Consider the following 26,558-nt stretch of genomic DNA (forward strand, 5'->3'; position numbering starts at 1 on the left):
CAAGAACATGACTGATTCACGCAGAAAAATACGTTACCCCACTCTCGCAAAAGGTGCGTTGCCCCTCGCAGATGTCAATGTCGGCGACAAAGTAATTTGGGTCTCGAGCGTCAGTCGATGGACCGACAGGAAATGGGTATTCGATGGGAGGTTGGTCGGAGCAGGTACAAACACCGTTACCTGCATCTGGGACTTCAAGCTTCATGATGGCACTTCGCTTTTTGACCCGCAGCATTCGCGCCTGCTTAATGAGGCCAGGCACTTCTTTTGGAGTCTCTACTCAGCGCGACGTGTAGGTAGGCAGCTCAAGTCAGGCGGCGCCGGGAGCATCTTTTCTGGTTTGCGACGCCTGTTGAAATGGATGGTCGAACACGACTACGCTGGATTCGACGAATTGAACAATCGTGCCTCGGCCAGATTCTGCGACTGGCTTGTCGATTTCTATGCGATGAAGGCTGATGAGAACGATTTTACCGACGACAGCGGCAGCCTCGACGACGACACAGAACTTGACGAGTTGGACCAGGCTGATGCCGCAGTCAAGGGCAACGACTCCAGTGAGTTTCTAAGTGACGATGGCGAGGCAGTAGACCCGGAAGACATCGGCGGAGTTACCCCTGGAACGTTCAGTCGCTCGCTTTCTGTTTGGTGCTACCTGTGGGAACAGCGGTTTGCAATGTCTAAACTCGGAATTGGGGCGATGCAGGAAGCACCTTTTTTTGGACGCTCTGTTAACAAGGTCAGCATTGAACTATCTACGAAACTTCCGGTCCGCATCCCCGCCCTTCCGGACGCCGTCGCTATCTCTTTGATGAACGCGGCGCATGAATTCATCGCGATGACGGCTAACGATTTGATTGAGCTTGTGAACGGCTTGTATCAGATTCGCGGCACAACCCCTGAAGACAAGCCAGATGCTCCGCCGGATACCCCTGAAGTTAGCGCTTTTCTTCGTAACTTTCGGTTCTCGGCTGTTGAAGGCGGGTTGCCCTGGCATGACCCGCTTGGTTCGAGAGGCAGCTCGGCGTTTGCCGAGTTAAGACGTCTTGTTGATGAGTTGGTCGATGCGTGCGTGATAACTGCACAGGGCGAAACCGGCATGCGCATCGGCGAACTTAGCGCTCTTCTCGGGGGCATGAACGAGCAAACTGGGCTGCCATCGTGCGTTACGGTACGTCCATCAAAAACGGGGATGCTGGACCTGTACTACTTGAATTCGAAGCTTACAAAACTGCGTCCTGCACCGGTCAACGAAGAATGGCTGCTTGCTGCTGCTCCCCGTGGTACGACGGAACAGCCCGACGCAGTACGGGCAGTTGTGGTTCTTGAGCAGCTACTTGCGCCTCTTAGGGCATTAGCAGACCCACAGATAGGGCAATACCTCATCGTCACAATTGGAGTGCCTTCCGGTTTTCCAATTAGTCGCTCGGGCGTTACTGAGCCTAATAACCATTTACTTCGTTTAGGGCAGAAAGATTTTGCGCGGTCATTCGTCGACTGGCACGAAATCCCAATGACCGAAGAAACGCGTCCGTACAAAAAAAGCCGAGGGAAGTGCATCCGCACTCACCAATGGCGTAAAACGTACGCTCAGTACGTATTTCAGGTCAACAAACGCATGCTACCTGCCATCGCAAGGCAGTTCAAGCACCTGGCGCTGGCAATGACTGAAGGTGCTTACGTTGGGACGAGTGCAAGCCTAATCACCGGTGTGGCCGAGTTCAATCGTAACCTCACATCAGACTTCTTCTTGTCTAGGGTGCGAGGCACCTCTTCGAAGCAAGAGGGACGGTTGGCGAAGCTAATGGAGCAGTATCTGCCTGAGCTGCGGAAAATCGTCGAGGGCATGGACGACAATAAGGCTCGAGGAGCAATCGATGCATGGTGCCGAAATCGTGACATGAAGATTTTCTTCCATGGCTACGGCCAATGCATTCCTGCAATTGCCCCCTTGCAGGCTGAGTGCCACAAGCGTGCTCAGACGGTCCATTGGGCAAACAAAGCCCCAAACTTCGCGCACCGTGAGCCATCAATTTGCACTGGCTGCTACCTTTTCTTAGCTGGCGAACAGAACATCGACCACTGGACGAAGCGTTACGTTGACAATAAGGTCATCTGGTTGAAGGCGAATGCGGTAGGGAGAGGCAATGAATTTCGAGTTGCAAAAATTCGGGCAGACCAGGCAAAGAGCTACCTCTTGAGCCTCGGCGCTACGCTCCCAGAACTGGAGACGACCGATGAGGGGTAAGCGGAAGGACTTGCCTGCTACACGCGAGGGTATGGAGCGACACCTGCTCGACGCTTGGGCTAGAGTTAAAGAAGGTCGCCCAGAGAATCCTAAGTTAGCTGTCTTGGCAAAACAAGGAAAGTTGAAGGCGAATCCTACAACGGTGTCTATAGAGGCAGGGGTCTCACGTACGTTGATTGGCTATGATAAATGTCGCTATCCAAATGTGCGTCAAGCGATTTGTGAAAAAGACGCTGCCGCTGACCAGCTACCTGTACGCGTGCCTACCGACATGCGTGCAATCAACGAGGACTTGAAGCAAATCAACCGTACCCTAGAGCAGCGCCTCAAGGTCTCCCTATCCGAGCAGGCAGCGATGCTAAAACGCATGCAGAAACTCGAGACAGAGTACCGCGACAAGGCGGAAGAAATCAATCGAATCAATAAGCGTGCGGACCGTAATCCCAACGAGGTCGTCGGCCTCCATGTGGTGAGGCCTGTCGACAAGCCGTAGAAGGCCCGGCGATTGTCAAAAAAAAGTGACGGCCCCACGTTCACCGCGATAGCTAAGCCCCGAGCTCGTCGTGCCACGCCCATACTGCGGGACGTTTAGCACTCGCGAACACCTTGGTTTTCATCATCTCAAAGAACACGGCGTCCGACTGTTTTTTTGGGTTATAGGCCCCATAGTCGCGGCCCAGTTGGAAGAATGGTTCGCTGGGGCGCTTCGAGGCCTTGTTCACGACAAGTACCGCAGGAAGAAATATGTATAGGTCGTAGATGTTGGTAAAAATTTGACCCAATATTTCTCCTGTAAGCCCACGGTGATGCGAGTTCCGCCAGTTCAGACCAATGCCGTTCATGAAGGCACCGTACTCAGAAGTCTCGCCGGACTTGGCCATTGCGTGTATTCATCGCCGCCTTCTAGGCCGACAACTCAACGCTGGAGTATCATGGCGAGAGGCTAATATCGATGCAAAAGGCACTATGAATATTGAACTCGGCAATGAGCCGCAAGACGAATCGGAAGCGGCACTCTTTGCTGCGCTGCCATTAGATTTCCCACGTCCAAGCAACCTAGGCGCCGTTTCAGGCGCCCAGCCTAAATTCTCCATGAATCGGTACCAAGGCCGGTTCTACAGCCCTGGCTGCTCGCCGCCGGAACTACTCGAGCGCTGGAACAACTGCGAAGACCTCGCACAACAGCTGTCCGTAACATCCCTTGAGTCCAAGGCCGGGAAACGCTCGCACATGTCAGAGACTGAGATTCTCGACCAATATTTGCCGCGGCTGATTGCAACGGGCTGGGTGTCCGAGCCAGAGGCCAGGTGGGTAATGCGTCGAACCGCCGACTTGGTCGGATGGCAGGTTCCTCCATCCGCGTCCCGCTGACTTGCTTCAAGACAGCAGCAAATGACGATAATAATCCAATAATAACCCGAAGTGAAAAGTTTGGCTCCTGTGACTCAAAACGAGGTCGCCGAGGCTGCCGCAGTCGACGCGAAGGTCCAGGGGATACCGTGCGCAGCACGCGCACGTGGACCGGCTGGCTCCATTGCAGCTCCGGAGTCTATCCGTGACGGCAACGAGTGCATGGTTTCTGCCCTTTGCCAAGCGAGCACTTCCGCGTGACTTTTAGCGGTGGCGGGTAATGTTCGACTAGCAAGCCCCGCAACCTGCAGTGTAGACTGCATACAAAACATCTCACATGGGACGAGCATGGCGTCTGAATACCTGAGCTACGTGAAACAAGACGAGGAGCTCTATCGCATCGTCGAACAGGCGCTGCCGGGTTTGGAGACTCTTAACGCGCAACAAGTGGAAACCTTCATTTTTTATTTGAAGTCCCTCCATGGTTACAACCCGGCCAGCGAGAACCATGTCGCCTACTACGACCGCTTCAGCAAGCAACTTGAGGAGCTCCGTAATAGCAAATTTCAACAGGCATTGCAAACCAAGGCCGCACGGTTGATGTTGATGGCGATGGTCGCCGGCGGTGTCGGCGGAATCGTTCTTGCAGTGGGGGCGGTGATTATGCTGGGGGGTGCTGCGGGTTGGGGGACGACACTTATCGTCGTAGGCTTGGGACTTTTCGTGCTGGCAGAAGCCCGATTCGGCAAGCCCGCCCTAGAAACCGCCAAGGAACAGGAGCGGCGGTACTTCTTGAAATCGCTCCGTTCGGCGCGTGCCTGCAATGAATTAGACTGGGCAGGCCTGTTCAGCCACAACGGTGTTACCCAACCAGGTCCACAAAGTGACGCTGATATCGAACAAACGGGAATACGAATTGCAGAGTTGACCCACCAACTTCGCACCGCACTCTATAACGACGAATATATGCAGTATTCGCATCCCAGGGAACGATAGTCTAAACCACGGGATATGGTCCAAAACACATGCCGCCTGCATGGCGCGAGCACTGCATCAGGTACCGCAACTCGTCGGGCCCCAGAACGTCCCCTGAGCGTTGTAGTCTACACGGGCCCTGCGGCCCATACCCTACTAAATTGAACCCAGTTCTGCCGGCCGAGTCCTTGGCGGGTGCGCTCCTTACGCTGCTGTAGCCACTGCCTCGCAGGACACGTTGTGAAGGACAGTCGCACAGAAGGTCTCCTAGCCGAAAAAATATGCGCTGGGGTGCATCGCCCCGCTATCAATGCTACATTGTGTTATCGCTCACGGCCAACCTCTTCGTGTTGACTGCAATGCTAACATTTGGCCCATAGCCAACGGTCTTTATCTTGCCAACCTATAGCCCCCTGGACCATGTGCGCACAATGGTTTCGCTCTTGTGCGAGAACCGTGTGTCTGCGCTGCAGCCAAAACTTCTATTTAGTGGTCAAAAATGCATAAGAAAACGATTGTTTGGGATGTAGCGAGAACATTAGCAAAGCTGAAAGAACTCGTTGAACCTGGCGTCATTGGGTTCTATCGTAGTGTCGAAATCACCGAGGTCCTTGGGGTTCAAGGCAAAGCGTTCACGAACTTTTTAACACTTGCGGTTGCAGAACCGCTTGAGGCACCTTTGGAGATTGACTGGAAGTCGGTTCTTCTAAACGGGAAGGAGCGGCATAAGTTACCAGGAACGGATTGGGACGTCGCCATAGCCCAGTACCGGCTTCCGCTCAAGACCTTCCTCGAGAAAGTGGCTGAGTTTGGGGCGAACGGACAATGGAAGCCTGCGCCGATTCCAATTCAGACTGGCACCCTCGTAGCATTGCCACCTCAATTTGTGCCTTCCGATGGGAACGACCATCACCCGTGGAACGGCGTTCTTAAGAACAACTTCTTCGAAGGTGCTCATGTACTAGAGCTTTTCGATACCGACAAGACGCGCTTGCGGTTCCTCCTTGACGATTCACGCAGACTGACAAATCTTGCGGAGACCGTTAATAAGTATTTGCCGATGAAGGTAGATGGGATGTCGGACTGCCTGGGCAACGTCATCATCCAGCTGCCGGTGACGGTTGTGTCCACAGCAGTACTCCGCTCCCCCGAAGCTGACCATTCAGTGATGGTTGCTTGGCACCCTGACGCCCCCCCTCGCAGCGTGCGGGTTTCAGCTGATATTTGGCGGGACTCCACCGTTAGTAGCTTCGATTCAGCTGTAGCTGACGCCGACATTGCGAAACTTCAGCTCAACTCTCCAAGTGGCGGAGCACGCACGCATGTTTGGGATGAAAAGAAGCACATCCTCCTGAGCGCTACGCCTCCGCTGGACTTCATCACGAGCTTCTCCTTTTCGATGTTCGCGGTGCCTTCTGGGACAGAGTCACCCATTCGAGAATTCCTTCTTGCGGACTCAACGGGAAAGAAGTCCATGCATTCACTTTTTCTTATACAGCCCAACGAACCAACGCAACTCATCGGGAATATAGTTAATGCCTCCCGCGAACCGTGGGTTTCACAACGTGTCTTCGGTGAATCAGTGACCAGCCTCAAAGCGCGAAAAGAGTTTGTTCAATACGGCATCGATGAGGCCACTAAGCAACAAACCACGAAGCATGACGGCATACCGAAAGAGCGCTATCAGGGGGAGGATACGAGCCCGGAGGGTATATCGCGGAAGTACTTAAGAAGGCAGGCAGCACTTGAGGACCTTCGGTGGCTGATGAAAGAACACGGTACAGAAGGCGTCTGGCTATGGGACCCATTCTTAAATGCAGAGGATGTTTTGCGTACTTTGTTCTTCTGCCCACACAATGATGTACCGCTTCGGGCATTAACTGCCGGCAAGACCGCTCCGAATTGTACGCAGCGACTGAATACAGCAAATTGCTTGTCCGAGCGGGAGCGTCAACGCCTGGCCCGCGAGCGAGCTGAACGAGAAAAGCAAGAGCAAGCTGCCCAACTAGAAGCGGCAAAGGGGAACTGCAATGGCCTGCAACTTGAGTTTCGCATACGAGAGGGAGGCGCTGGATGGGGATTCCATGACCGATTCATTATCTTCCCGCGAGCACAAGGAGGCGCACTAGCGTGGTCTCTCGGCACATCGATAAATAGCTTCGGCCATGAACACCACATCCTTCAAAAGGTGTTGCACGGTGAGCCTATCGCACAGGCCTTCCAAGACTTGTGGGGACAACTTGAGGGAGCAGATTATCTAATATGGAAAACGCTAACGCGTGACGGGAAGGAGCAATAATGGGTAATTCATTGGACCGCGCGGTAAACCACACTGTCGAAGTACCCGCTGCTGCCGCAAGAATATTAGCGAGCATACCGGAGCTCTACGCTCAGTCGAAGCCTATCAACGCAACGCAGTTAAATAGTGAGCTTCAAGAAGCGCTTTGGTGGGGTACTGAGCCAGGAAGTTCGGAGCAGGAAGCGCAAACCCGACAACGGCTGCGTGCCCAATGTTGGGCGCTGGAGGAACTTGAAGCCTTTATACCTGAGCCTTCCCATGAGCAGTACCATTTGCAGATTGTTCTCACGACGTTATTGATATCATCGAATTCCGACAGAGAAGCAGCAGAGGCGGCACCGCCGCAAACGGCCGGCTCTCCACTTATAGAAAGTCTGGTACTACTTTTAAGCGCTATGAATACAGGGGCTCTAAGTCGTCGTGACCGTTTTGGTGACCAACAGCAGCAGGAAGAAATACTAGCTGCAGGTCGTCGCGGTGATTACCGCCAGATTGGGAATCGGATTCGCCATATGGATATGGAGCTTCCGTCCGCTTTATGCATGGCTGTCATGCTCCTCACGAGGTTTGAACCCGAAAGGCTCGCCCTGCATATAGAACATAGGCAGGACGTTTTCTTCTCAGCCGCTGTCCGAAACACACTAGCGGGAGATGCCCCACAATTTGCTCTATTGGTCAACGATGTCACCTTCAAGTTCGTTTGCGCATCCATGCTGGGGGATATGCTGGTTTCCAATGCACCGGACGGCTCTGTGGATACAGTCCGTAAGTTACTGCTTCAAGTAGCCCAGACTGACCGTTGGCAAGACTGGCTACTTGATTTCGCTCGATATCCGCATCTAGGTACAGTTACCGAAAAAGCACTTTCCGAGGCCCTCCCGCATTTAACACCGACCCATTGGTCTGCTTTTGTGGACGCTGTCGAGCTTTGGACACACGCGGCGACCGCAGGGCCGGTAGCCAACATCCTAGTCCCCTTCCTACATGCATTGGGAAACGAAAAGTCCGCCGACATGTGGCAATTCGCGTTCGAGCGATGGAACAAATGGGACTACGGCCGTGACGATAGAGCCAAGCACTTGTTTGCGCCTTCAGCATGCTCCTTTGATTTTCCAGTGGCTATGTATTACTCCCTTCTACCTTTGGATGACATCCAGGCTGAAAAGGCCAGGCTGCTGGAATGCATTGCGACCGTTGAGCAGAAATGGTTCACCGACTTGTCCAAGCTTGTGAGCTACCGCAATCGTCTCTTCTCTCGGCTGCGCTTGGTTCAGCATGGCCTCACCATTCGCAGCTCATCACCAGGAAGTGCGAGTCCCCTGCCACCTCCGGTCAAACCGGACAGTGAGTTTGCAAAAATTCGCTACCGATTCTACGACGCAAGCTCCCCAAGGGAGTAAAAAGAGGCGCTGTCTCGAGCCGTGACCGTCGGGCCTTTGTTAACCTCTGCCAAATGGGTAGCAACGACAGCCCGACAAGGTTCGTGTGTGCGGACTATTCTGTTAGCTGTTAATGACGCGATTAAAGACAAAAGGAAAATGGGCAGCCGTCGGGTATCGTTCTCGGCGTCGAGCATTGCGCCGGACAGCCCAGATGACATTCAGAAGTTCGAAGCGGGATGACCGAAACGCCGCGGCTAAGCTCCTACCGGTGCCGGCACGAAAACTCGAATCCGCTGTTGTAGGTGCCACCGCAATGGCGGCATAGCGGTAGATGGCATTTCTATGAGGGTGCTAGTGCTGCAGTAAATCGAGGATATCAATCTTCAGCACGTCGGCCAATTTCTCAATATTGTCTAGAGATACGGTCTCGAGAGCTCCCTCGAGGCGAGAAAGAAACACGCGGGATAGACCCGAGTGCTCCGCCAGAACATCCTGGCTCATACCTCTTTTTACACGCCAATCCTTTAGATTACGAGCGAGTCGTTCTCGGGCGGTTTTGACTGTGTAAGGGCTGCTCATGACAGCCGTAGCATGAGTTATATACTTTGCTCGGTCTATAAAGTATACGATACAATATTTCACAATGCGGCAAATCACCATTGCCGTGAGCTTCCGCGTCATTTTTATCTTCTGTTTTTACTGCCATCAATACGGGTAAGGCAGGTTTGCTCCTATTCGTTTACTAACAGAACGCATCCACATGATGCTTTGACCATCGCGATTTTTATCTACGAAATGACTTCAGCCCAATTCCTTTCTTCCTACTGCATTTTTTCAGCCGCGGTGGGTGCATTCCGCGGAGGGCTTCTGCCCCCAGAGCGAACCGATGCCGATAGCAAGGCGGTGGCGAAAGCGTTCAGGGAAGCCACCAAAGGGCTGGCACAGTCTGATTTGGCGCGCGTTACCGAGTACTTGCATTGGATATCCGCGCAGCCAGCTTGCGTCGAAAGTAATCGAACCCAGGCATACGTCACAGAATTCCGTCTCGACCGGGCCATGGCGAGAAGTGGACGTGAGTTAATCGACGATGGAACCTTAATCACCGCAACTGAGCTGTGCCTTCGCACCGGCACCGCTGAAGGTCACTTACTCGAGTTGGTACGTGAACGAAAAATCTTCGCGATGCCGCACTGGGTTGAGGGTGTCTTTGGCGAGGACTATTACCCTGCTTTTTTCGCTGAATCCCACTACGACTGGGCTTCTCTTACCGCTGTCTCAGAAGCGTTGCTTGGCATTGATGGAATTCGTAAATTTCGCTTTTTTACGACCGAACATCCGGACTTGGACAACCAGACACCGTTAAAAATACTAGCGGCTACAGCGCGACACGGTGGCGCCGTAACGCGCGAACAGGTGCTTGAACGTGTGCTACCGGCTGTAAAGGAATTCCGAAGGCGGGCACCTAAATTGAGGTTAAAGCCATGAAACTGCATGACGAAGCTCACTCTCATTACACGTTCATTAAGCGAGCCTGGCGGCATCTGCTCCTACTAGCCACCCTTATGCCGCCGGTCAGTCACGCATACACCGCCATTGCGCAGGTCGACGGCACACCACACGGTACGCTTTACGCGGCGTGGGGTTACCAAACTCAAAAGGAAGCTGACTTGGCCGCCGTAAAAGGATGTAGAGCCGCAGCAAAACAACGCGGCCTCACTAAAAAGGCGGCAACGTGCGCCGTAATGCATAGGCAAAAAGGGTTCGGGGGCGGAGCGATAGTATGCGGCGCGGCGGGCTGTAATCTCAGCACAGGCCTCGATACGCAACAAGATGCCGTGGACCGGGCATTTCGCCAATGCGAACAACAAAAAATGGGGAATTGTCAGACTACTGACATCATTAGTTGGTGGGACGAGGCTGGATATAGCCAGCGCAATGAGGCGAAGCGGGAGCCGAAACCGCAATGCGGTCTGCCACCAGGGCGAACAGTTCGGTCTACCTACCAGTGCAATAACGGCGACTGCGTACGTACGTTTGAAAATGGCTGCACGCAGCGGTTTCAGGCACCGTATTGCCACGACCCAAGCAGTGGCAGATGGGACTGGAAACCGGAGGGATGCTAGCCCTGTGTGCGCAGCAGGCGCCCCGTTCGAACCAGGCTTTCACCTGTGAATCCAGATACAAACATTTATACCTGCCCGCAAGGGGCTTCGCTCGTCCACACTTAGGGAAAGAATGAAAACTCTACAAAAAATTTCAGCAACAGCCGCTATGCTTATTATTGGCGGATGCGGCGGTGGAGGTTCCAATAGCAATGCGGGCCCGTCCACGCCACCGGCAACGGTGACGCCGCCAGTAACGGCGACGCCTACGACCATAACCAATATTTTGACCGGCACCGCTGCGCCGGGCGTCGCCACCCAGACTATTCGCGGGACCGCATACGTAGGCGCCTCCGTGACCGCCTATAGCGTGCAGGCAGATGGCAGCTCCGGTGCGACCTTGGGTGCCGCTGCCACTGCCGATGTCAACGGCCTGTTCGTCATCATAGCAACCGCCGCACCATTGGGTCCGGTGCGCCTCGTGGCGGTTGGAGGAACAGTAGCCCGCGCTGCAGATAACACTATTCAACCCGGTGGCTCACTTGAGCTGATAACGCCGTTCGTGACATCCGAGTACAACAACTTCAAAATTAGCCCGCTAACCGATATCGCGGCTAACGCGATGGCATCGAGCGCACGGAGCGGCGCGACGTTGGCCAACGCATTCGTCGAGGGAATGCAGCGCCTGCTCGAATTAGACGTTGCAAGCGTCGTTTTCCTGCAGGACAAGTCGGTATACCTGAATATCTTGAAGGGGGCGGTCAAGAGCGACACGACATATTACGGTGCCCAATCATTACAAGGCCAAGAACTTCTAAATGGGCTGGAGTACCTCGGCGTTATGCTGGACCTGCCCGCCCAGGCGGTGGTGAAGGCTGTCGGCGCCGCAGCTCAGAGTAGCTATGCGTTGGCCAATGTAGATGGCTCTGGCATGCCCGTCAATGTTGGGACGTGGGCGAACGGCACGTTTAATCCCGGCGCGACAATAACCCTAAAGGCACTACGGGACGCGAAAACGCCTGAGGCACAAAAAGTAGCGGGAACCGTTGCCGGCACTAAAGTCGCCCCTCGTCTAAACGAGTACGTGAGTCGCTACTTAGTTATGGACTTCGTCATGGATACTGCGTGCCGTAGCAATGCGTCGCTGTATTTCACTAGCCGCTATCCCTTCTACCAGGTTGATGCTCAAGGCAAAATGTTCGCGGCCGATTGCAGCGCGGCAGCGCAGCGCATTGCTGAACTCAAGGCGCAGGCCGCAACTAACAATAGCATTGGAATGAAGTAACAGGGTCCGACGTGGTGCGGCTGCAATCCAAGCGCTGGGATATTTGGAAGCGCCTTTGTAGCCGACGCGCAATTAGAAACAAATCAAAGGAAGACCGTGAAGCCATTGGTATTTCTCGATTTTGACGATGTCATTGCTATCCACCCTGACTACACGTCAGGAGTGGTCCTGGCAGCGCTCAGGTCCGGCAAACCGCGTCTGGCCACAGAACTCTGGGCAAACGTGTTTCATCAAGAACTGAGGGCTAACCTTGAGCGGCTTCACCACGAGTTCGCCCCCCGTTACGTAATCAGTTCATCATGGTCAACCTATATGTCACGCGACGAAATTCAGGACGTACTCATTCGAGGGGGATTAGGTTTCGTTGCTGCGTCGTTACATTCACGCTGGCGGAGCGCAACCGAGGTGGGCTCATTTCGTGTTACAGATATCGTGGCTTGGTTGAGGGCAGACGGCTCCACGAGACCGTTCGCGTACGTCATCCTCGACGATTTATCGAGTGGCCGCACTCTGGTCGACTCGGTCCTGGAGCCTCACACCGTGCTCTGCGATGAATGGGTTGGGTTTACGGGAATCCAATTGGAGCGCGCCAGAGCGATTCTCCTAGCACAACGGACGTAGTAAGCGATAGAGGTTTAGGCCAGCTTTTGACTGCAAATCCTCCCCACATCTTTGGCGGTCATGAACCCTGTACTCTATCTCGATTTTGACGGCATTTTGCATCCAGCAGATGTCCGCGTTACGCCTGAAGAACCTCTGCACCCTAGGGTGTACGTGCGTGGCAAGCCAACCGATGGACCTCTTTTTCGGTACGTTTCGCTGCTCGAGCTCCTTTTGTACCCACACCCTGATTTACGGATTGTGCTAGCGACATCCTGGGTACGTGCATTCGGGTATGAAAACGCTTTAAAGCGGTTGTCGCCAGCGCTTCAAGCGCGCGTTATCGGTGCCGCGACGTTTCCAGCGCCAACTCAGTTTGGCACCATATCCGTAGATGCGGAGGAACGGGGACTCACGCGCTGGCTAGCGCTCGACGACGACCACTTTGGGTGGCCGGAAGAACGTCGGCACCAGTTGGTTGCACCAACCAATCCCGACCTTGCGCTCGTTGAGCCTGGCGTCGCCGCAACGCTAGCGATAAAGCTCGAGACCCTGTGCGCCGGAGTTCCCCTTGATGCGGTAACAAACTTCGCGAGGCCGACTTCGACGGCAGAACGTCTTTTTGCTCTGCCCAACGTCACAGAGGCGGAGGTTATTCGCGCACTTGAGGAGGATGCCAGAGTCGAGGCGATACTCCGACAGGCTCGAGCGCGGCGTGACAACGTTATCTAGCCGTCCAGTAGCGTGGCCCTGTATTCCTGCCACAGCAGTTCGAGCGTCACGCCCTTGCGCCTCAGTTCGCTTTGTACGGTCGGCTAAGCCGATGCCAACCGCTGCACGGACGACTATGCATCGGGGAGGCAACAGTAGAAAATCCAAGTGAATTCCGAAAAATGCAGGCTGCGTTTATGAATTGAAAGCGAAAAATAAAATGACAACTTTGGAACAGAAGAGCAAGTTGCTATCACGCTGGCTTCGGCACCGGCCGGACGCAATCGGCCTTGAAATCGATAAACGTGGATGGGTTGACGTAGCTGAGTTGCTCTTGAAATCAGCGGGTGCCGACGTCGCGCTCACTCATGACGAGCTGATGCAAATAGTGGTCGAAAACGATAAGCAGCGATTTTCGTTGAGTGAGGACCGGAAGCGTATCCGCGCGGCACAAGGGCACTCTGTCGACGTTGACCTGAAGCTTCCGGTCAAAACCCCGCCTTCGGTGTTATTTCACGGTACGGTGCAAAAGTTTATCGCATCGATTCGCCGGCAGGGTCTGCTGCCAGGAACGCGACGAGACGTACACCTGTCTGCGACGAAACAAACTGCAGAAGAGGTCGGTGCGCGACGGGGTACCGCTGTTGTACTCATTGTCGAGACATACCCATTGCTCCACGACGGCTATCAATTCAGATGTGCTGAGAACGGCGTTTGGCTAATTCAGCGCGTCCCGGCAAAGTACATCCGGTTCCCGGATAAATGAATGCACAGGCGACGCTCACCATGGACGCAGACAATGCTGTTAGTTTTTACTACACCAGTGGTGTCAAGGTGCAGGACGCCGGTCCATGGGAGTTTCAAGTCATCAGTCTTCAGGCTTAGCGGGCGGCGATGGGGGGCTGGTGGTTATGCGGGCTGCGGTTTAGCCCTCCTATCTTGTTTAGCGAAGAAAATCCTGGGCTTTTCCAGGAGCTCTTCGTCAGCTTCGCACGACGCCTGTGTGCCGTACACGGGTATGGCGGCTACAGTCTCATCCTGGCAACCTCTCGCTGTGACGAGAACCAGACATTTGAGACATTTCTGACATCCAAGTTTAAAGGGTTTGATGCGGGCCATCTTGTCACCGGCTCAGCCACTGCGGACCTGGGCGTCAAGACCGTTAGCTGGCTCTCGGCCATAGACAATGATTACGTGGAAAAAGTCGGAGGCATATCAACCATTCGTTCGGAATTACCTATGGATTGGTTTGGCAAGTTTGACTACGGAGCTGGACTTGTCATTCAGGGCGGCCCCCAACCCGACGCCGCACCTTCTGACTTGCCGACGCCCGCACGGTTGGTGCTTCCCAATCTGCTCCTCAAACCCATCAGGACCACGAAAACTCGAATGCATTTCGCATCCGGGGGGATTGACCCGCGGTTGATTGGCGCGGCTGCGGATGAATGGATGAAACGATTCGATGTCGAAGACGACGAGCTAATGGCGTACAAGGCTAAACTGCTGGACGAGCCGAAATTTACTGAGCTACCAAGACATCCGACTCGCCGCTGACTGTCTAAAATAGCGGGCATCGGCCCTGGCCGACATGAAAAACTTCCACGGCGGCGAGCACGTGGAGATGAGGTTTGTCAGTACGCCCACGACAGCTTGCCTAGAGTTCCCTGTCAGACGCCGAGCACGACCCGCATGTACTCGGTCCACGGACATTGGCGATACGGGTGCGGCCTTGCGCGAGCCGTACCTCTAGCTTCTTTCCTGACAATGTCTATTATCAGGAAAGATTTTACGCCAAATCTACAATGGCCACCATTCACCTTCGTCGGATTACAATCACAAGTCGGATGTCACTTATTTGTTCAGCAAACCTTGCTCACTCAAAGCTTTACCGTCCTGGCCCACACACGGCATGCAATGGTCCTTCCTTTTTTCTGGCGTTACGGGATGAACAACTGTTCTCGACAAAGCCGGAAGCGTAATTGTGACGGTGTTCCGCATGGTCGCGTTTGGCTCCAGCGTCGTACGTGGTTCTTCCCTAGGCTTGACCTTGGAGTCGGAAAAACTTATAGCTACGTCGTTACTCAAGCTCAGATTCGAATTTTCTCTTTCAGCCTTACCAGCCTGCGGAAGCTGTGCTGGCGTTTTAGATGCAACACTGACATTCAATGACGAGGAAGAAAATTTAACGTGGCTTACGACAAAAAAAAGTAAAAATATATAGGCAATAGCAATGGATGAAAGTTTTCCCCAAAACAGAATTAACGTTGGCCAATTCAAGAATTCCTGAACTGTGTACGACTTCGTAACATCCGGCCCATACACCCTCTCAATCCGCCATTGAAGAAATCCCCACACTCCCGACCTATAGCAGTATTGCAACAAATCGAGAGTGAGCGCGGCCACGATGAAAAGCGTTGGCCAATATAGTTCCTCGGGAAGACTATACGCATCATTGGCCTCTTTGGCAGTTCGTTGGAAAATCCAAACAAGCGCGATACCGGCGAAAGCGAGCTGACGTGCAATATCACCAGCTTTTGCTGAAGCGGCATAGTAAGTGTCTCTGTAGTCTTTCAGCGTGGGGGAAGCCATTATTTCCTACCTCTCGGTTTAATACCGGGTCCCGTACTGCCCGTCCCTCCGCCAACTGTAGAGCTTGCTCTAGTCCGCCCCGGCTTCTTGCGGCCTTCATCGAAAGACAATTTCCCGGCAGCCGAACGTCCTAAAACAAATAATTTCGTTGGTGGCGACGACGGCGGTGCAGCTTTAGCTTGGCCGAGTGCATTAATATACCTCAGTACCTCCCTCAGTGTTTCTTCTGAACCATTTAAAAGAAGCTGTTCGAATTGGGAGGTTAATTGAGATATAGTTCTCTGCTTTCTACTTCCTCTACTTTTTATAGGTCCGTAAATGTGGAGAACGTCATTTTCACGGTCTTCTGACAACAATGCATCTTGCAAGAATTGGTCAAATCCCTCCGTGTTTAACGAAATTAAAATCTTCTCAGGCCCTTTGGGAGGTTTTTTATCTCCAGCAGACATAGCAATCCAGTTATTATGAAAATGTCATTCTGCACCCAATCTTCCCTGCATGCAACTACTTGATTCCTAGGACGAGAGCAAAGCGTCACAGACATCGCAAACCTCCCCCGGTTCCTCGCCCCTTCCTACCGACACAATGTGGATGCTTGCCGGACCACGAACTTGGTCGGAGCGCGCGATGTAGCATGCGTTCAACAAATGATGAATTGTTAGACAGTGTTGACCCCAACGCCACCATGCATTTCTGTACCCCTTTAGATGTCGAGCATTCAGTTCACCTATCTACATCCATGAAAGGGTATGAAATGTCGGTAGTTGGATATGGTCGAATGCTTGAGTCGCTTAATGTGGCGCCAACTGAGGCGCTCGACGCTTATGGCGGATGCACGTACTTAGTCTTAATACGAGTACTCTCCGCCCACTCGGCCACCTCCGCGTGCCTTCTTTGGAGCAGACAGACCAAGGAAACTCACCAATACTCACTTTCTTGACGGTCAGTTCGCAGTCGAGTCCTCCATTCTGTATCCATGTAAACAATATTGATACTTCGTGCAAGAATGCCTCCATTTTCGCGACAATCTCCCTTAGAATGTTTCGATATATCCATCACCAACTAGGAAGTTCAAGACATGGCATACCAAGCGCCCATTCAGCGTAGTACCCCAACCGCATTTCTATTTCTAGTTGACCAGTCTGGGTCCATGGGAGACCGCATGGCGGGCTCTGAAAAGACAAAAGCACAGTTCGTGTCGGATGTGCTGAATCGAACCTTTGTGGACTTGGTCACTCGCTGCACGAAGGCGGATGGCGTGCGTGACTACTTCGAAATTGGTGTTATCGGCTATGGCGGCGATGGGGTAAGTAATGGTTTGGCTGGTGGGCTCAGCGGCCAGGTACTGAATCCTATTTCTGCACTTGAAGCGAACCCGCTGCGCATCGAAGACCGCAAGCGTCGTATCGACGACGGCGCCGGCGGGCTGGTGGAGCAGTCCATCAAATTCCCAGTCTGGTTCGAGCCGAAGGCGAGTGGCGGAACGCCAATGCGCGAAGCGATTCGTCGCGCTGGGGAAGAGTTAGCCGCATGGTGTGACACGCATCCGGACAGCTATCCGCCGACAGTACTTCACGTGACCGATGGTGAGTCCAACGATGGCGACCCAGAGGAACTCGCCGAGACATTGCGACAGTTCTCGACTGGCGACGGAGGTGTGCTGCTATTGAACCTGCATGTCAGCGCCCAGGCCGGTCAGCCCGTTTCGTTCCCAGCGGGCGAGCACAGTCTTCCTGACCAGTACGCCAAACTTCTCTTCCGCATGTCCAGCCAACTTCCCGAGCACCTAGTAAAGGCTGTTCAAGAAAAAGGCTTGAAGGTGTCCCATGAGTCGCGCGGCTATATCTTTAATGCAGAGGCGGCAGAAATCGTCGACTTCTTCGACATTGGTACTCGAGCTTCCCAGCTTCGATAACCTATGCGTTTTCGCGTTGACCTGGCGGCCTCAGTCCCTAAGGACTGCGCTTACCCTGACCTTAATGAGGATGCGTGGGCTCATAACGATGAGTTCACTTGCATCGCCCTTTCTGATGGCGCTTCGGAGTCGTTCGATTCCAAAACTTGGGCACAGCTGCTCGTGAAACGTTACGCCAGCAACCATGCTATGACACCAGATTGGGTTGGTGAAGCGCTTAGCGAATATTCGAGCGCGTTCAACTTCGAAGACCTCACGTGGTCGGGGCAACGTGCATTCGACCGAGGTAGTTTCGCCACCTTACTGGGTTTGGTCATTGGGCACAATGAGACTGACCTCGAGGTCCTTTGCGTTGGCGACAGCCTTGCACTGCTTGTGCGGGATGGGCGTGTAATTTCGTCGTTTCCGTTTGACGTGCCCGAGCAGTTCGACGCGCGCCCAACATTGCTTTCAACAAAGGGACATTCCAATTCTCTGTGGGTGAATTCGGAATTCTTCCAAGGCGCTAGTCGGACCTGGAAGGTGGAGGCGGGTGATGTTATCTACGCCGTAACCGATGCTGTGGGCCATTGGATTTTGTCTCAATTAACCGAAAACAAGAGCATCTCAGACCGGCTCTTGAAAGTAAGGTCCGAAGCCGAATTTACGGATTTGGTCCAGTCAATGCGACCAGGTCGAGAGATTAGGCTCGATGACTCCACAGTGCTTCGGCTCATTGTCGAGGATGAGTGATTGCATCATGGCTTACCCCAGTATTGACCAATATCAACGCGCCCTACAAAATCCACAGTACGTTTTTGCAGACGCCCAACTAAAGAGTGGCACCATTCGGTCATCAGGGCTGGGATTGCCCTTAGTGGCATCCGGGGGCTTTGCACTGACTTATGCCTTGGAATCAGGCGGACGGAAATTCGCAGTGCGTTGCTTCCACCGGGAAGCACCGGGAATTGAACGACGGTACGCCGCGATTTCCACCAAGGTGAAGGGGTTATCCTCAAAGTACTTTGTCGACTTCGATTTCCAACAGCGTGGTGCCCAGATTGAGAAGGGCTACTACCCGCTTGTTAAGATGGCATGGGCGGAAGGTGAAACGCTAGGGGAGTTCGTTGAGTCCAACTACAAAGACAGGGCCAAGCTTTCTAACCTGATTGCATCGTTAACCGAGCTTTCCAAGTATTTGGAGTCGGTGGGAATTGCCCACGGTGACATCCAGGAGGGCAACCTGATGGTTGCCGATGCTGGTCGCAAAGTCCAGCTTATCGACTACGATGGGATGTATGTACCGGAAGTCGCGGCACTAGGAGGTTCCGAACTCGGGCACCGGGACTACCAGCATCCCAAGCGGAGCTTTGCGAACTTCGGACCAAGACTCGACCGATTTTCGTTCATTTCACTGAACCTCGCTCTGCGTGCACTTTGCCAGCGCCCAGCCTTATGGAATGCATCGCAAAGCGGAGCGGGCGTAATCCTCTTTCGTGCAAATGATTTTGCGGCACCAGGGCAATCAGTTGTCATCCAGGACATTGCAAAAATCCCTGGGTTGGAACGTGATGCAAAAAGCTTCATGTCGATTTGTGCCGCTGAATTTTCGGCAATACCCTCGCTTTCGGACTTCTTCAATGGTGCAAACATCCCGGCCGTGTTGGTGCAGCAAATTGTTGTCGGAACTGTGCAGCGTGCTGGCTATATCAGCCAATACCCGGTGTTGAATCCTGCGAATTATGCCGTTTTCCACGCAAACATCGGAGCGATGGTGGAGTTGGTCGGCAAAGTGATTGAGGTGAAGGTAGACCGAACTCGACACGGCAAGCCGTACATTTTCATTAATTTTGCGCCCTGGAAAGGGAAAGCTGTGAAAATCGCTCTGTGGAGTACGGCCTTGACCGGGGAGCGTGAGCTACCTTCAGCAGCATGGGTGGGGCAGTGGGTGACCATTCGCGGCCTCGTTGAGCCAGTGTACTCAAGTAAGAAGCTGGGATATGACCACATCACAATAACAGCAGCTCTTGCCAGCCATGTCTCGAAGGTTACTGAGCAGGAAGCCCGGTATCGCTTAACGCCAGGCTCATCCGTGCAAGCAGCCAGTCGACCATTGTCCACGAATGCGGCAGCACTCATTGCTCTTAAGAATACGGGCTCTGCATCAGAAGTACTGGTGGGCGCCGCGCCGCGGAAGCAGGCGCCCACGCCCACTGCAACGGCCCAGCCGCAGGCGCTTACTTCGAACCAATTGGCCCTTCAAAAACTTCGTCAACAGGCAGCGCCACCCGGCGGCCAAGCCAGTAGTACGAATTCCACTGGGACTAATTCGGTAGCCGGTGCGGGAACTCGCAAACCGACTAACTTGTCTGGCGGTGCCGGGCCCACCAATTATTCGCAAAACCACGCAGCTGCGCCAAGGAAGAAAAAGGGATTCTTTAATTGGCTCTTGGACCTTTTTTCGTGACCCGAAATAATGATGACGCGACCACCAACGCTGGCCACGATAAATGCTGGAGAAACGATGCCACCACACTCCCCGGAGCGAAGAGCGAGTTTGATTCTCAATAAGCTATCTGCGCTCACACTCACTCCTGAGCATTTGCAACTCATCGGGGCTTTCGTTGTTGCCTACGGCCTTTTTGAGACGGGTCTTGAGCCGGGTCTTTTAGCATTGGCTAATACGAACGTCCGTGGGATGGGTTCAAAAGACCAGTTCAAGCTTCTCGCCGCAGGGCATTGGTCGTTCAGCGAAAAGGCCAACGCTGTAATGTGCGTTGCCGGACAAGCGGCCGGTGACATTTGTGAGTATCGGAACAGCTTGGTCCACGGCTACCTCATGGCGATTCCGGGGGGCACGCCCGCATTCATGAAGAACCCAGCATGGAACGCCGCCATAGTTAAAAAAGGGAAAGACGCTGGAGACGCCTACGCAGATATTGCGCAGCTTCACCTCGCACTTGACGCGGCATGGACGCTTTCAACGCTGGTGCGTCGGGCCCAGAAAGCGGCGTTAGATAGTGCTGCTCAAGCCTCCATTGAAGCGCTTGAGGACGATGTGAACAACGCAAAAAGCTGTGCAGGTGAACTTCGCCACCTGCGTGCGCTCATGAACCGCGAAAAATACTGATTGGGCCGGCCGCTCCGGCGTGCACTCAAACCGCCAGAAGGCCTTCTTTCAACGCGTACCATCGCAGTGGGCCCACGTGGCACCCTCGGGTTGGAGCCACCGTATCAAGTAGACGCTACAGCCTACCGCCCTAGCGGTTCAGTTTTAAAGGCAAAATACGTCTCGACAATGTGTGTCCGTCCAACTAGCAGCAGAGGACCCGATTCTCAAAGTGCGCTGCGCGGTATCAAACAAAGCAACCTGTGAATGTCCACTTCCATCCCCGTATTTAAGAATAGTCCCCGCTTCAAAAGAAGCATAATGCTGCGAGAAATGCAAAAAATAGCACCTAAGCAACAGCCCTGTATTAAACTGCCAGTGGCGCTCGACTACGAGATGCGAGCGCAGAGCCAGACGCAATAACCTGAAAGTTTAATATGAATGAAGACGATTTCCACACTGAGGAGTCCATCGAGTCGGGCGTAGAAATGCCACCAACGATTTCCGGAATGCCCATCACCCAGGCACTCGAGCAACTCCGGCTTCGGCTGTTGGACCTGACAGGCAGGAATCGGCTAATCAATTTTAAGCACGGACCCGGTAAAACAATCCAATTCGTTGATAGCGACTTCAATGCCGTCTTTGAACGGCTTGCAGGCGAGACGGCGACCGGGGTAAGGCTTGAGTTCATTCCAGAGCCCAGCCGCGAGGACTGGGAGACAAAAAACGGCCGGCTGGTTCGCCCGGATGCAAAGGTCTATGCCGGCCGAATCGGCAAAAGCACGGCTTATGACCTAGCAAGCGTCAAAATTGCGACGGGTGGACGAGCCCGGTCACCGGCCGCATTGCAGACGTTGTACTACGGCGACGAATTAGGAAAGCACGGTCGAAAGCTGGCGCGCGAAGCAAAGTTGGCCATCGAAGAAACTGGCTCGAATATGCTGTACCTCGTTTTTGGGTTTTTAGAGTTTCCCGATAACCCTGGCAGCGACAAGCTCTACCAGGCTCCCCTGCTGTGCGTACCCGCGACCGTAGCTATTTCGGACGAAGGTCAGTATTCTACCTTTACGCTACTTAGTTCCGGCGAAGAGCTAACGGACAATCTCTCGTTACGTGAGAAAGTAAAGCGGGACTTTGGACTCAACCTTCCGACCTATTTGGACGAAGAAGACGAGTCAGCTGACGCGTACCTAGCACGCGTAGCGGAGACCGTTAAAGAACTACCCGGCTGGCGAGTGCAACACCGTATCACGCTCTCGCTACTCTCATTCGCAAACATGCTGATGGTTAAAGACATCGCGCCCGAGACTTGGGTTGACGCATCAGGAAATTCAGCGTTGCTTGACCATCCTTTGATACGTCAGGTATTCGAGGGAAGCCATTCGTCAATCGGAGAGCCAGCATATGCCGGCGAGTACGACATTGATGCCCATCCACGCGGCGACGTACCGCTAATTTACGACGCGGATAGCTCCCAGCACAGTGCATTGATTGATGTCCTTGAAGGCAAGAATCGAGTAATCGAAGGCCCGCCTGGAACCGGCAAGTCCCAGACCATTACCAATATCGTTGCGGCCGCAATGCAAGCTGGCAAGACAGTACTTTTCGTTGCTGAAAAGTTGGCGGCCCTTGAGGTCGTTAAGTCCAGACTAGAACAGGCAGGTCTGGAAGATTTTGTGCTCGAGCTGCATAGCAATAAGACGAATAAAAAGCGCGTGCTGGAGGACTTAAAGCACCGCCTGGAAATGACTGTGCCGCGGCTCGGAGAACTACCGGCGCTGATGAGTCAGCTACAGGAAAAGAAGGACGAGCTGCGCTCCCACATGGAAATCATGCGGAACACCGACGGCAATGCGCTTGGGTTGACGCTGCATCAGGTTATGTGGAGAGCTGAGCTCAATCGCGCGCGATGCGGGGATGAGTCCATCGCGTTAGAAACTCTTGAGTATTTACCTGCAGCGGTGACGACCTCAGCTGCATTCTTGGGTATTCACGATAGTCTGAAATACACGGTTCAACAGTTTGAAGCAATCGAAAAATTCGATGAGTCGCATCCGTTCTGGGGATTTTTCCCAACAGAGCTGACGCCGCACGATGCTATTCCGATACAGCAAATACTTACGACTTATCGAGCTCGCTTCCAGGACTTCCAAAACGGTTTAGAGCGTGCGCTAAAGATATTGGGCACAGACGAAGTCCAGTTGGACAATGCTACCGCGTCAAGGCTGATTTCAGTACTGACAGATTTGGCGCCGGCGGAGCCCGAGGAAGTGGACTTCCAGCTACTTCCTTCGCTCTTTCCACCGGAAGACGAACAAGGGAGGAAGTCCGTTGCGGTCCTCAAGGAACTGGCTGCTGCTCAGGAGCTGCTATCCGCACTGGAGCGTAGCCGCGACCGTACGCTGATTCCAAACTCAACCCCGTCCATCGAGGACCTCGCGCAAGGTGAGGAAATCCTAAGGCTTGCAACTGTCACAAAGCTTGACGAGCGAACACGTGAGCAGTTTGAACAGATGCTCGATAAGTTTCGGCCGGCAGTTCAAGCCGGTCGATTGGCGCTCCGGGATTTGGAGCGTATTGCGGCACTTTTCCGCATATCATTTGAAGGTTCTGCTGAGGACGTCAACAAGCTTCTAATAATACGCTCGGTCTTGGAAGATGCACCTGTGGGACTGTTGCACCTTCGAAGCGAGTACCTTATGCATCCGACATCGCTCGAAACACTCAAGCGCATGGCTGAGGAGCTCAAATCCATTCAATCGTCATTCGGCAAGCTTGAAGAGTCTCTCTACATGGACTCGATACCTTCCGAAGGCGAACTGACAGAGGCAATCGCGACACTGCGTGAAGGCAGCGCTTGGTATCGAATATTCCAAGGTGGTTGGCGGAAGGCTATAAGCTTGCACAAGCGACTTGCACGCAACAAAACCATCAAGCTCTCCTCCGACCAGAGGCTTGCTGAACTTGAGTCTATTCGGAAATATGCGAAGCGACACCAGGCTTGGAAAAACGATGAGAAGCTCAAAAGCGTTGCCGGTACCGCCTTCGATGGCGAAGCAACTCCGTTCCAAGACCTAATCTCTGTCGCCACTTGGTTGGTAAAATCTAACGAGAAATTTGCGGACAGCCGCATAACCGACGCGTCCCTTGACCTTCTTAGAATCGCACGCCCCGATATAGTCGAATTGACCAACGCGACGAGTAATCTTCACGCAGCACTCACCGCGTTGAATTCGTTGGCGGCATTGGCAGCATCGACACATTCGGCAGCGCCTGAGGTTTGCGCCCGCATCGACCTTGCCAATTGGGATGAACGACTGTGCGAGTATCATGAATTCGCTGAGATGTTTGATTCAGCGATTGCGTTTATGACGAAATGGGTCAGGCCAAATGCTACGCTCAGGGATGGCGTCGTCGCAATCGCAGATGCTTCGAAAGTTCCCGAAGTCGAGCGCTCTCTTGCGTTCCACACGCAGGGACGAGAAATTTTCGGAACATCCTATCGAGGCCGAGACACTAACTTAGCGACTGCCTTCGCTGCCCATACCTACGGAACACTTCTGCTCGCAGCACGCCTACCTGTTTCAATCGAGCAGTTACTGCTATCGGCCAACTCCGTCGCAAACTATGCTGCGATTGAAGAGTCAATCATCGCAATCAATAAGGGTTGGCAGGACCTGGTCGAGTTCGAACAATCCTTGAGAGAATTTGGTGAGGTAAACACTACGCAATGGGCTGGCAGCGACGCAGATGACATCACCGAGTTCGCGAGCGGCCTTTTCGAACGTACGGCATCGGCTGTGCAGGATTATTCAAGCCTGCTCCCCTGGGCGCAGTACGTGCAGGCGCGCAAGGCATGCCAACACGCCGGCCTGATGGACTATCTCTCCCTAGTTGAGACGGGTAGGCTCTCTGCAAAGCGATTAACGAGTGGCTTTGCTTTCCGTTTTTACGCATCGATAGCTGAACAGCTCTTCCGTCAGAACAAGGACCTGCGAACATTCAGTGGAACGCGCCATTCATCGGTACGCAAAGACTTCGTTTCGCTGGACCGCGAGGTCATCAAAATGCGTGGTGCGCAGGTGGCGCGTGATTGCATGCGGGCTAGCACGCCACCACAAGGTACCTCCGGAGTCCGGGTTGATGACAAGACCGAACTGAGGCTTCTCGAGCATCTGATTCCGCAACAGCGTCCCCGCGTGCCGTTAAGGAAACTACTGAGCCGCTCGGGCAGAGCTATTCAGTCGTTAAAGCCCTGCTTCATGATGGGACCACAGGCAGTGGCTCAATTCCTTCAGCCGGGTCGACTGCACTTTGACATCGTTATCATGGACGAAGCGTCGCAATTGAAACCGGAACAAGCCCTGGGTGCGATTGCACGTGGCTCGCAACTTGTCGTCGTAGGGGACCCGAAACAGCTTCCTCCAACGTCATTCTTCGCACGTATGGCTTCGCCAGATGACGATGGCGATAGCGGTAAGGGTGCAGCCGCAGTAGATGCTGAAAGCATACTCGACGTTTGCATCAGCCACTTTCACCCGGTTCGCACCCTACGTTGGCACTACCGCTCCCAGCACGAGTCGCTCATAGCGTTTTCGAACCAGAACTTTTACCGCGGCAACTTAGTCGTCTTCCCGTCTCCATTCGGAAAAAGCAAAGAGCTTGGACTGCGTTACCACTACGTGAAGAACGGGATATACGAAGGCCAGATGAATGTAATAGAAGCGCGCCAAGTCGTCGAAGCTGTCGCCTCTCACATTCAGACCCGGCCAGGCATTTCGCTCGGCGTCGTGACCCTGAATGTGAAGCAACGGGAACTCATTTCAGAGATGCTTGAAGAACGCCTGAAAACAGTGAGCGGTGCTGACGATTTCAAGATGCATTGGAAATCGCATGGCATGGAACTGTTCGTGAAAAATCTCGAGAACGTTCAGGGTGATGAGCGTGACTGCATCATAATTTCCACCACTTTTGGCCGCCCAGCGACTGCGGGCGTGGTTCGACAGAATTTCGGTCCTATTAGTAGGGGCGGAGGATGGCGCAGGCTTAACGTGCTTTTCACTCGTGCGAAAAAATCGGTCGTAGTTTTTAGCTCAATGCGCCCTGAAGACATCGTAGTCGATAAAAGCACTCCCGAAGGTACGAAGGCTTTACGTAACTATCTTCTCTTCGCACGGGATAACGTGCTCACACAGAATGAAGAAACAGACCTGCCTCCAGATAGCGATTTTGAGGTGGCAATACTCGATTTGTTGAAAGGTAAAGGCTACGAAGTAGTTCCTCAGTTGGGTGTCGCCGGCTTTAGAATCGACATCGCGGTGCGGCATCCAGACTACAAGTCCGTCTTCCTGGCGGCCATCGAATGTGACGGCGCTAGCTATCACTCCGGTGTAACCGTACGCGACCGAGACCGGATTCGACAAGAAATTCTCGAGGGATTGGGATGGCGTGGTCGCATCTGGCGTATTTGGTCGACAGACTGGTTCCGTAATCCACAATTGGAAGCCGAGCGCCTCTTTAGCTTCCTTGAGGAACTTCGCTCCGTTCCACTTCCCGTCGGCGAGAGCTACGATGAAGTAGAAGAAGACTATGAAGAGGCTGGGTCTCAAGTATTGGATGTGGCACCAACGACTAGTTTAGAAGTCTCCCAGATGGTTCTCGAAACTGCCGATGACGAAATTGAAGTGCGTGTGGGCGACCTCGTAACGTACTTCAATATCGAGAGCCCAGAGATGCATCTTTCAGTCCAGATAACGACCTTGCTGACAGACTTGAATCAAGGTTTGATAGGGGAAGGAACGCCTTTGGCTCAAGTTTTGCTGGGCTCCACTGAAGGGGACGAAGTCGTTCTCCGAGTTCCAGGAAAATCTGCGGCGACCTTACGCATTCACAAAGTCTACCGCAAGGAGTTAGCGCAGCCGGAGATAGCATAGCAGTGGCTGTTGCGCATACACATTGCCAGCTTGAGCGGGTGACTTTTGTCCTCGCCATAAGCTGGCAACCACGCAATTGTG

At 53.5% G+C, this 26,558-nt stretch carries 21 protein-coding genes; 17 read left to right on the plus strand and 4 right to left on the minus strand.

Annotation, left to right across the window (positions count from 1 at the left end):
• Positions 1–7: 7 nt before the first annotated feature.
• Positions 8–2,248 (plus strand): hypothetical protein, encoded by a 2,241-nt coding sequence (locus ACQ4WN_RS04590; protein ID WP_436550458.1) that lies wholly within the window; start codon positions 8–10, stop codon positions 2,246–2,248.
• Between the two features lie 31 nt (positions 2,249–2,279).
• A complete protein-coding gene (locus ACQ4WN_RS04595; protein WP_436550459.1) occupies positions 2,280–2,741 on the plus strand; it encodes a hypothetical protein in 462 nt (153 codons plus the stop codon).
• 52 nt (positions 2,742–2,793) lie between these two features.
• Here the strand turns inward: ACQ4WN_RS04595 and ACQ4WN_RS04600 are convergent, their stop codons facing one another.
• On the minus strand, positions 2,794–3,129 hold the full coding sequence (locus ACQ4WN_RS04600; RefSeq protein WP_436550460.1) for a hypothetical protein: 336 nt from the start codon (positions 3,127–3,129) through the stop codon (positions 2,794–2,796).
• Between the two features lie 85 nt (positions 3,130–3,214).
• Between ACQ4WN_RS04600 and ACQ4WN_RS04605 the strand changes: the two genes are divergently transcribed.
• The 4 genes from ACQ4WN_RS04605 to ACQ4WN_RS04620 all read left to right on the plus strand — a co-directional run bounded on the left by ACQ4WN_RS04605 (position 3,215) and on the right by ACQ4WN_RS04620 (position 8,272).
• Complete coding sequence (locus ACQ4WN_RS04605; protein WP_436550461.1) at positions 3,215–3,619, plus strand: hypothetical protein; 405 nt, start codon at positions 3,215–3,217, stop codon at positions 3,617–3,619.
• A gap of 327 nt (positions 3,620–3,946) precedes the next feature.
• Positions 3,947–4,594, plus strand: coding sequence for a hypothetical protein (locus ACQ4WN_RS04610; protein WP_436550462.1), 648 nt, complete (start codon positions 3,947–3,949; stop codon positions 4,592–4,594).
• Positions 4,595–5,072: 478 nt separating this feature from the next.
• The gene (locus ACQ4WN_RS04615; protein WP_436550463.1) at positions 5,073–6,872 is read left to right on the plus strand and encodes a VPA1262 family N-terminal domain-containing protein; all 1,800 of its coding nucleotides are present in this window, start codon (positions 5,073–5,075) and stop codon (positions 6,870–6,872) included.
• Complete coding sequence (locus ACQ4WN_RS04620; RefSeq protein ID WP_436550464.1) at positions 6,872–8,272, plus strand: hypothetical protein; 1,401 nt, start codon at positions 6,872–6,874, stop codon at positions 8,270–8,272. The genes ACQ4WN_RS04615 and ACQ4WN_RS04620 overlap by 1 nt, the downstream gene beginning before the upstream one ends.
• Positions 8,273–8,605: 333 nt before the next feature.
• On the opposite strand, the gene ACQ4WN_RS04625 is transcribed toward ACQ4WN_RS04620, so the two are convergent.
• Positions 8,606–8,935, minus strand: a complete 330-nt coding sequence (locus ACQ4WN_RS04625; protein ID WP_436550465.1) for a helix-turn-helix domain-containing protein — start codon at positions 8,933–8,935, stop codon at positions 8,606–8,608.
• Here ACQ4WN_RS04625 and ACQ4WN_RS04630 point away from each other — a divergent pair.
• The 6 genes from ACQ4WN_RS04630 to ACQ4WN_RS04655 all read left to right on the plus strand — a co-directional run bounded on the left by ACQ4WN_RS04630 (position 8,846) and on the right by ACQ4WN_RS04655 (position 14,506).
• Positions 8,846–9,739 carry a hypothetical protein gene (locus tag ACQ4WN_RS04630; protein ID WP_436550647.1) on the plus strand — a complete coding sequence of 298 codons (894 nt, stop codon included), beginning with the start codon at positions 8,846–8,848 and terminating at the stop codon, positions 9,737–9,739. The genes ACQ4WN_RS04625 and ACQ4WN_RS04630 overlap by 90 nt on opposite strands.
• A gap of 750 nt (positions 9,740–10,489) precedes the next feature.
• Positions 10,490–11,641: a hypothetical protein gene (locus tag ACQ4WN_RS04635; protein WP_436550466.1), complete on the plus strand. Its 1,152-nt coding sequence runs from the start codon at positions 10,490–10,492 to the stop codon at positions 11,639–11,641.
• Positions 11,642–11,737: 96 nt separating this feature from the next.
• Positions 11,738–12,262 carry an HAD domain-containing protein gene (locus ACQ4WN_RS04640; protein WP_436550467.1) on the plus strand — a complete coding sequence of 175 codons (525 nt, stop codon included), beginning with the start codon at positions 11,738–11,740 and terminating at the stop codon, positions 12,260–12,262.
• 60 nt (positions 12,263–12,322) lie between these two features.
• Entirely contained in the window at positions 12,323–12,973 is a 651-nt protein-coding gene (locus tag ACQ4WN_RS04645; RefSeq protein WP_436550468.1) for an HAD domain-containing protein, read from the plus strand.
• 199 nt (positions 12,974–13,172) lie between these two features.
• Positions 13,173–13,718: an RNA 2'-phosphotransferase gene (locus ACQ4WN_RS04650; protein ID WP_436550469.1), complete on the plus strand. Its 546-nt coding sequence runs from the start codon at positions 13,173–13,175 to the stop codon at positions 13,716–13,718.
• Between the two features lie 128 nt (positions 13,719–13,846).
• Entirely contained in the window at positions 13,847–14,506 is a 660-nt protein-coding gene (locus ACQ4WN_RS04655) for a type VI immunity family protein (RefSeq protein WP_436550470.1), read from the plus strand.
• A gap of 297 nt (positions 14,507–14,803) precedes the next feature.
• Here the strand turns inward: ACQ4WN_RS04655 and ACQ4WN_RS04660 are convergent, their stop codons facing one another.
• Positions 14,804–15,541: a hypothetical protein gene (locus ACQ4WN_RS04660; RefSeq protein ID WP_436550471.1), complete on the minus strand. Its 738-nt coding sequence runs from the start codon at positions 15,539–15,541 to the stop codon at positions 14,804–14,806.
• Positions 15,541–15,990 (minus strand): hypothetical protein, encoded by a 450-nt coding sequence (locus tag ACQ4WN_RS04665; protein WP_436498817.1) that lies wholly within the window; start codon positions 15,988–15,990, stop codon positions 15,541–15,543. Before ACQ4WN_RS04665 ends, ACQ4WN_RS04660 begins: the two co-directional genes overlap by 1 nt.
• Positions 15,991–16,703: 713 nt before the next feature.
• Between ACQ4WN_RS04665 and ACQ4WN_RS04670 the strand changes: the two genes are divergently transcribed.
• The 5 genes from ACQ4WN_RS04670 to ACQ4WN_RS04690 all read left to right on the plus strand — a co-directional run bounded on the left by ACQ4WN_RS04670 (position 16,704) and on the right by ACQ4WN_RS04690 (position 26,477).
• Entirely contained in the window at positions 16,704–17,456 is a 753-nt protein-coding gene (locus ACQ4WN_RS04670; RefSeq protein WP_436550472.1) for a VWA domain-containing protein, read from the plus strand.
• A 3-nt stretch (positions 17,457–17,459) separates the two neighbouring features.
• Positions 17,460–18,188 (plus strand): PP2C family serine/threonine-protein phosphatase, encoded by a 729-nt coding sequence (locus ACQ4WN_RS04675; RefSeq protein ID WP_436550473.1) that lies wholly within the window; start codon positions 17,460–17,462, stop codon positions 18,186–18,188.
• A gap of 7 nt (positions 18,189–18,195) precedes the next feature.
• On the plus strand, positions 18,196–19,902 hold the full coding sequence (locus ACQ4WN_RS04680; protein ID WP_436550474.1) for a protein kinase family protein: 1,707 nt from the start codon (positions 18,196–18,198) through the stop codon (positions 19,900–19,902).
• Between the two features lie 90 nt (positions 19,903–19,992).
• Positions 19,993–20,565 carry a hypothetical protein gene (locus ACQ4WN_RS04685; protein ID WP_436550475.1) on the plus strand — a complete coding sequence of 191 codons (573 nt, stop codon included), beginning with the start codon at positions 19,993–19,995 and terminating at the stop codon, positions 20,563–20,565.
• A gap of 416 nt (positions 20,566–20,981) precedes the next feature.
• Entirely contained in the window at positions 20,982–26,477 is a 5,496-nt protein-coding gene (locus tag ACQ4WN_RS04690; RefSeq protein ID WP_436550476.1) for a DUF4011 domain-containing protein, read from the plus strand.
• The last annotated feature ends 81 nt before the right edge of the window (positions 26,478–26,558 follow it).

The organism is Janthinobacterium pasteuri, from assembly GCF_051380775.1.
Taxonomy (GTDB): domain Bacteria; phylum Pseudomonadota; class Gammaproteobacteria; order Burkholderiales; family Burkholderiaceae_D; genus Janthinobacterium.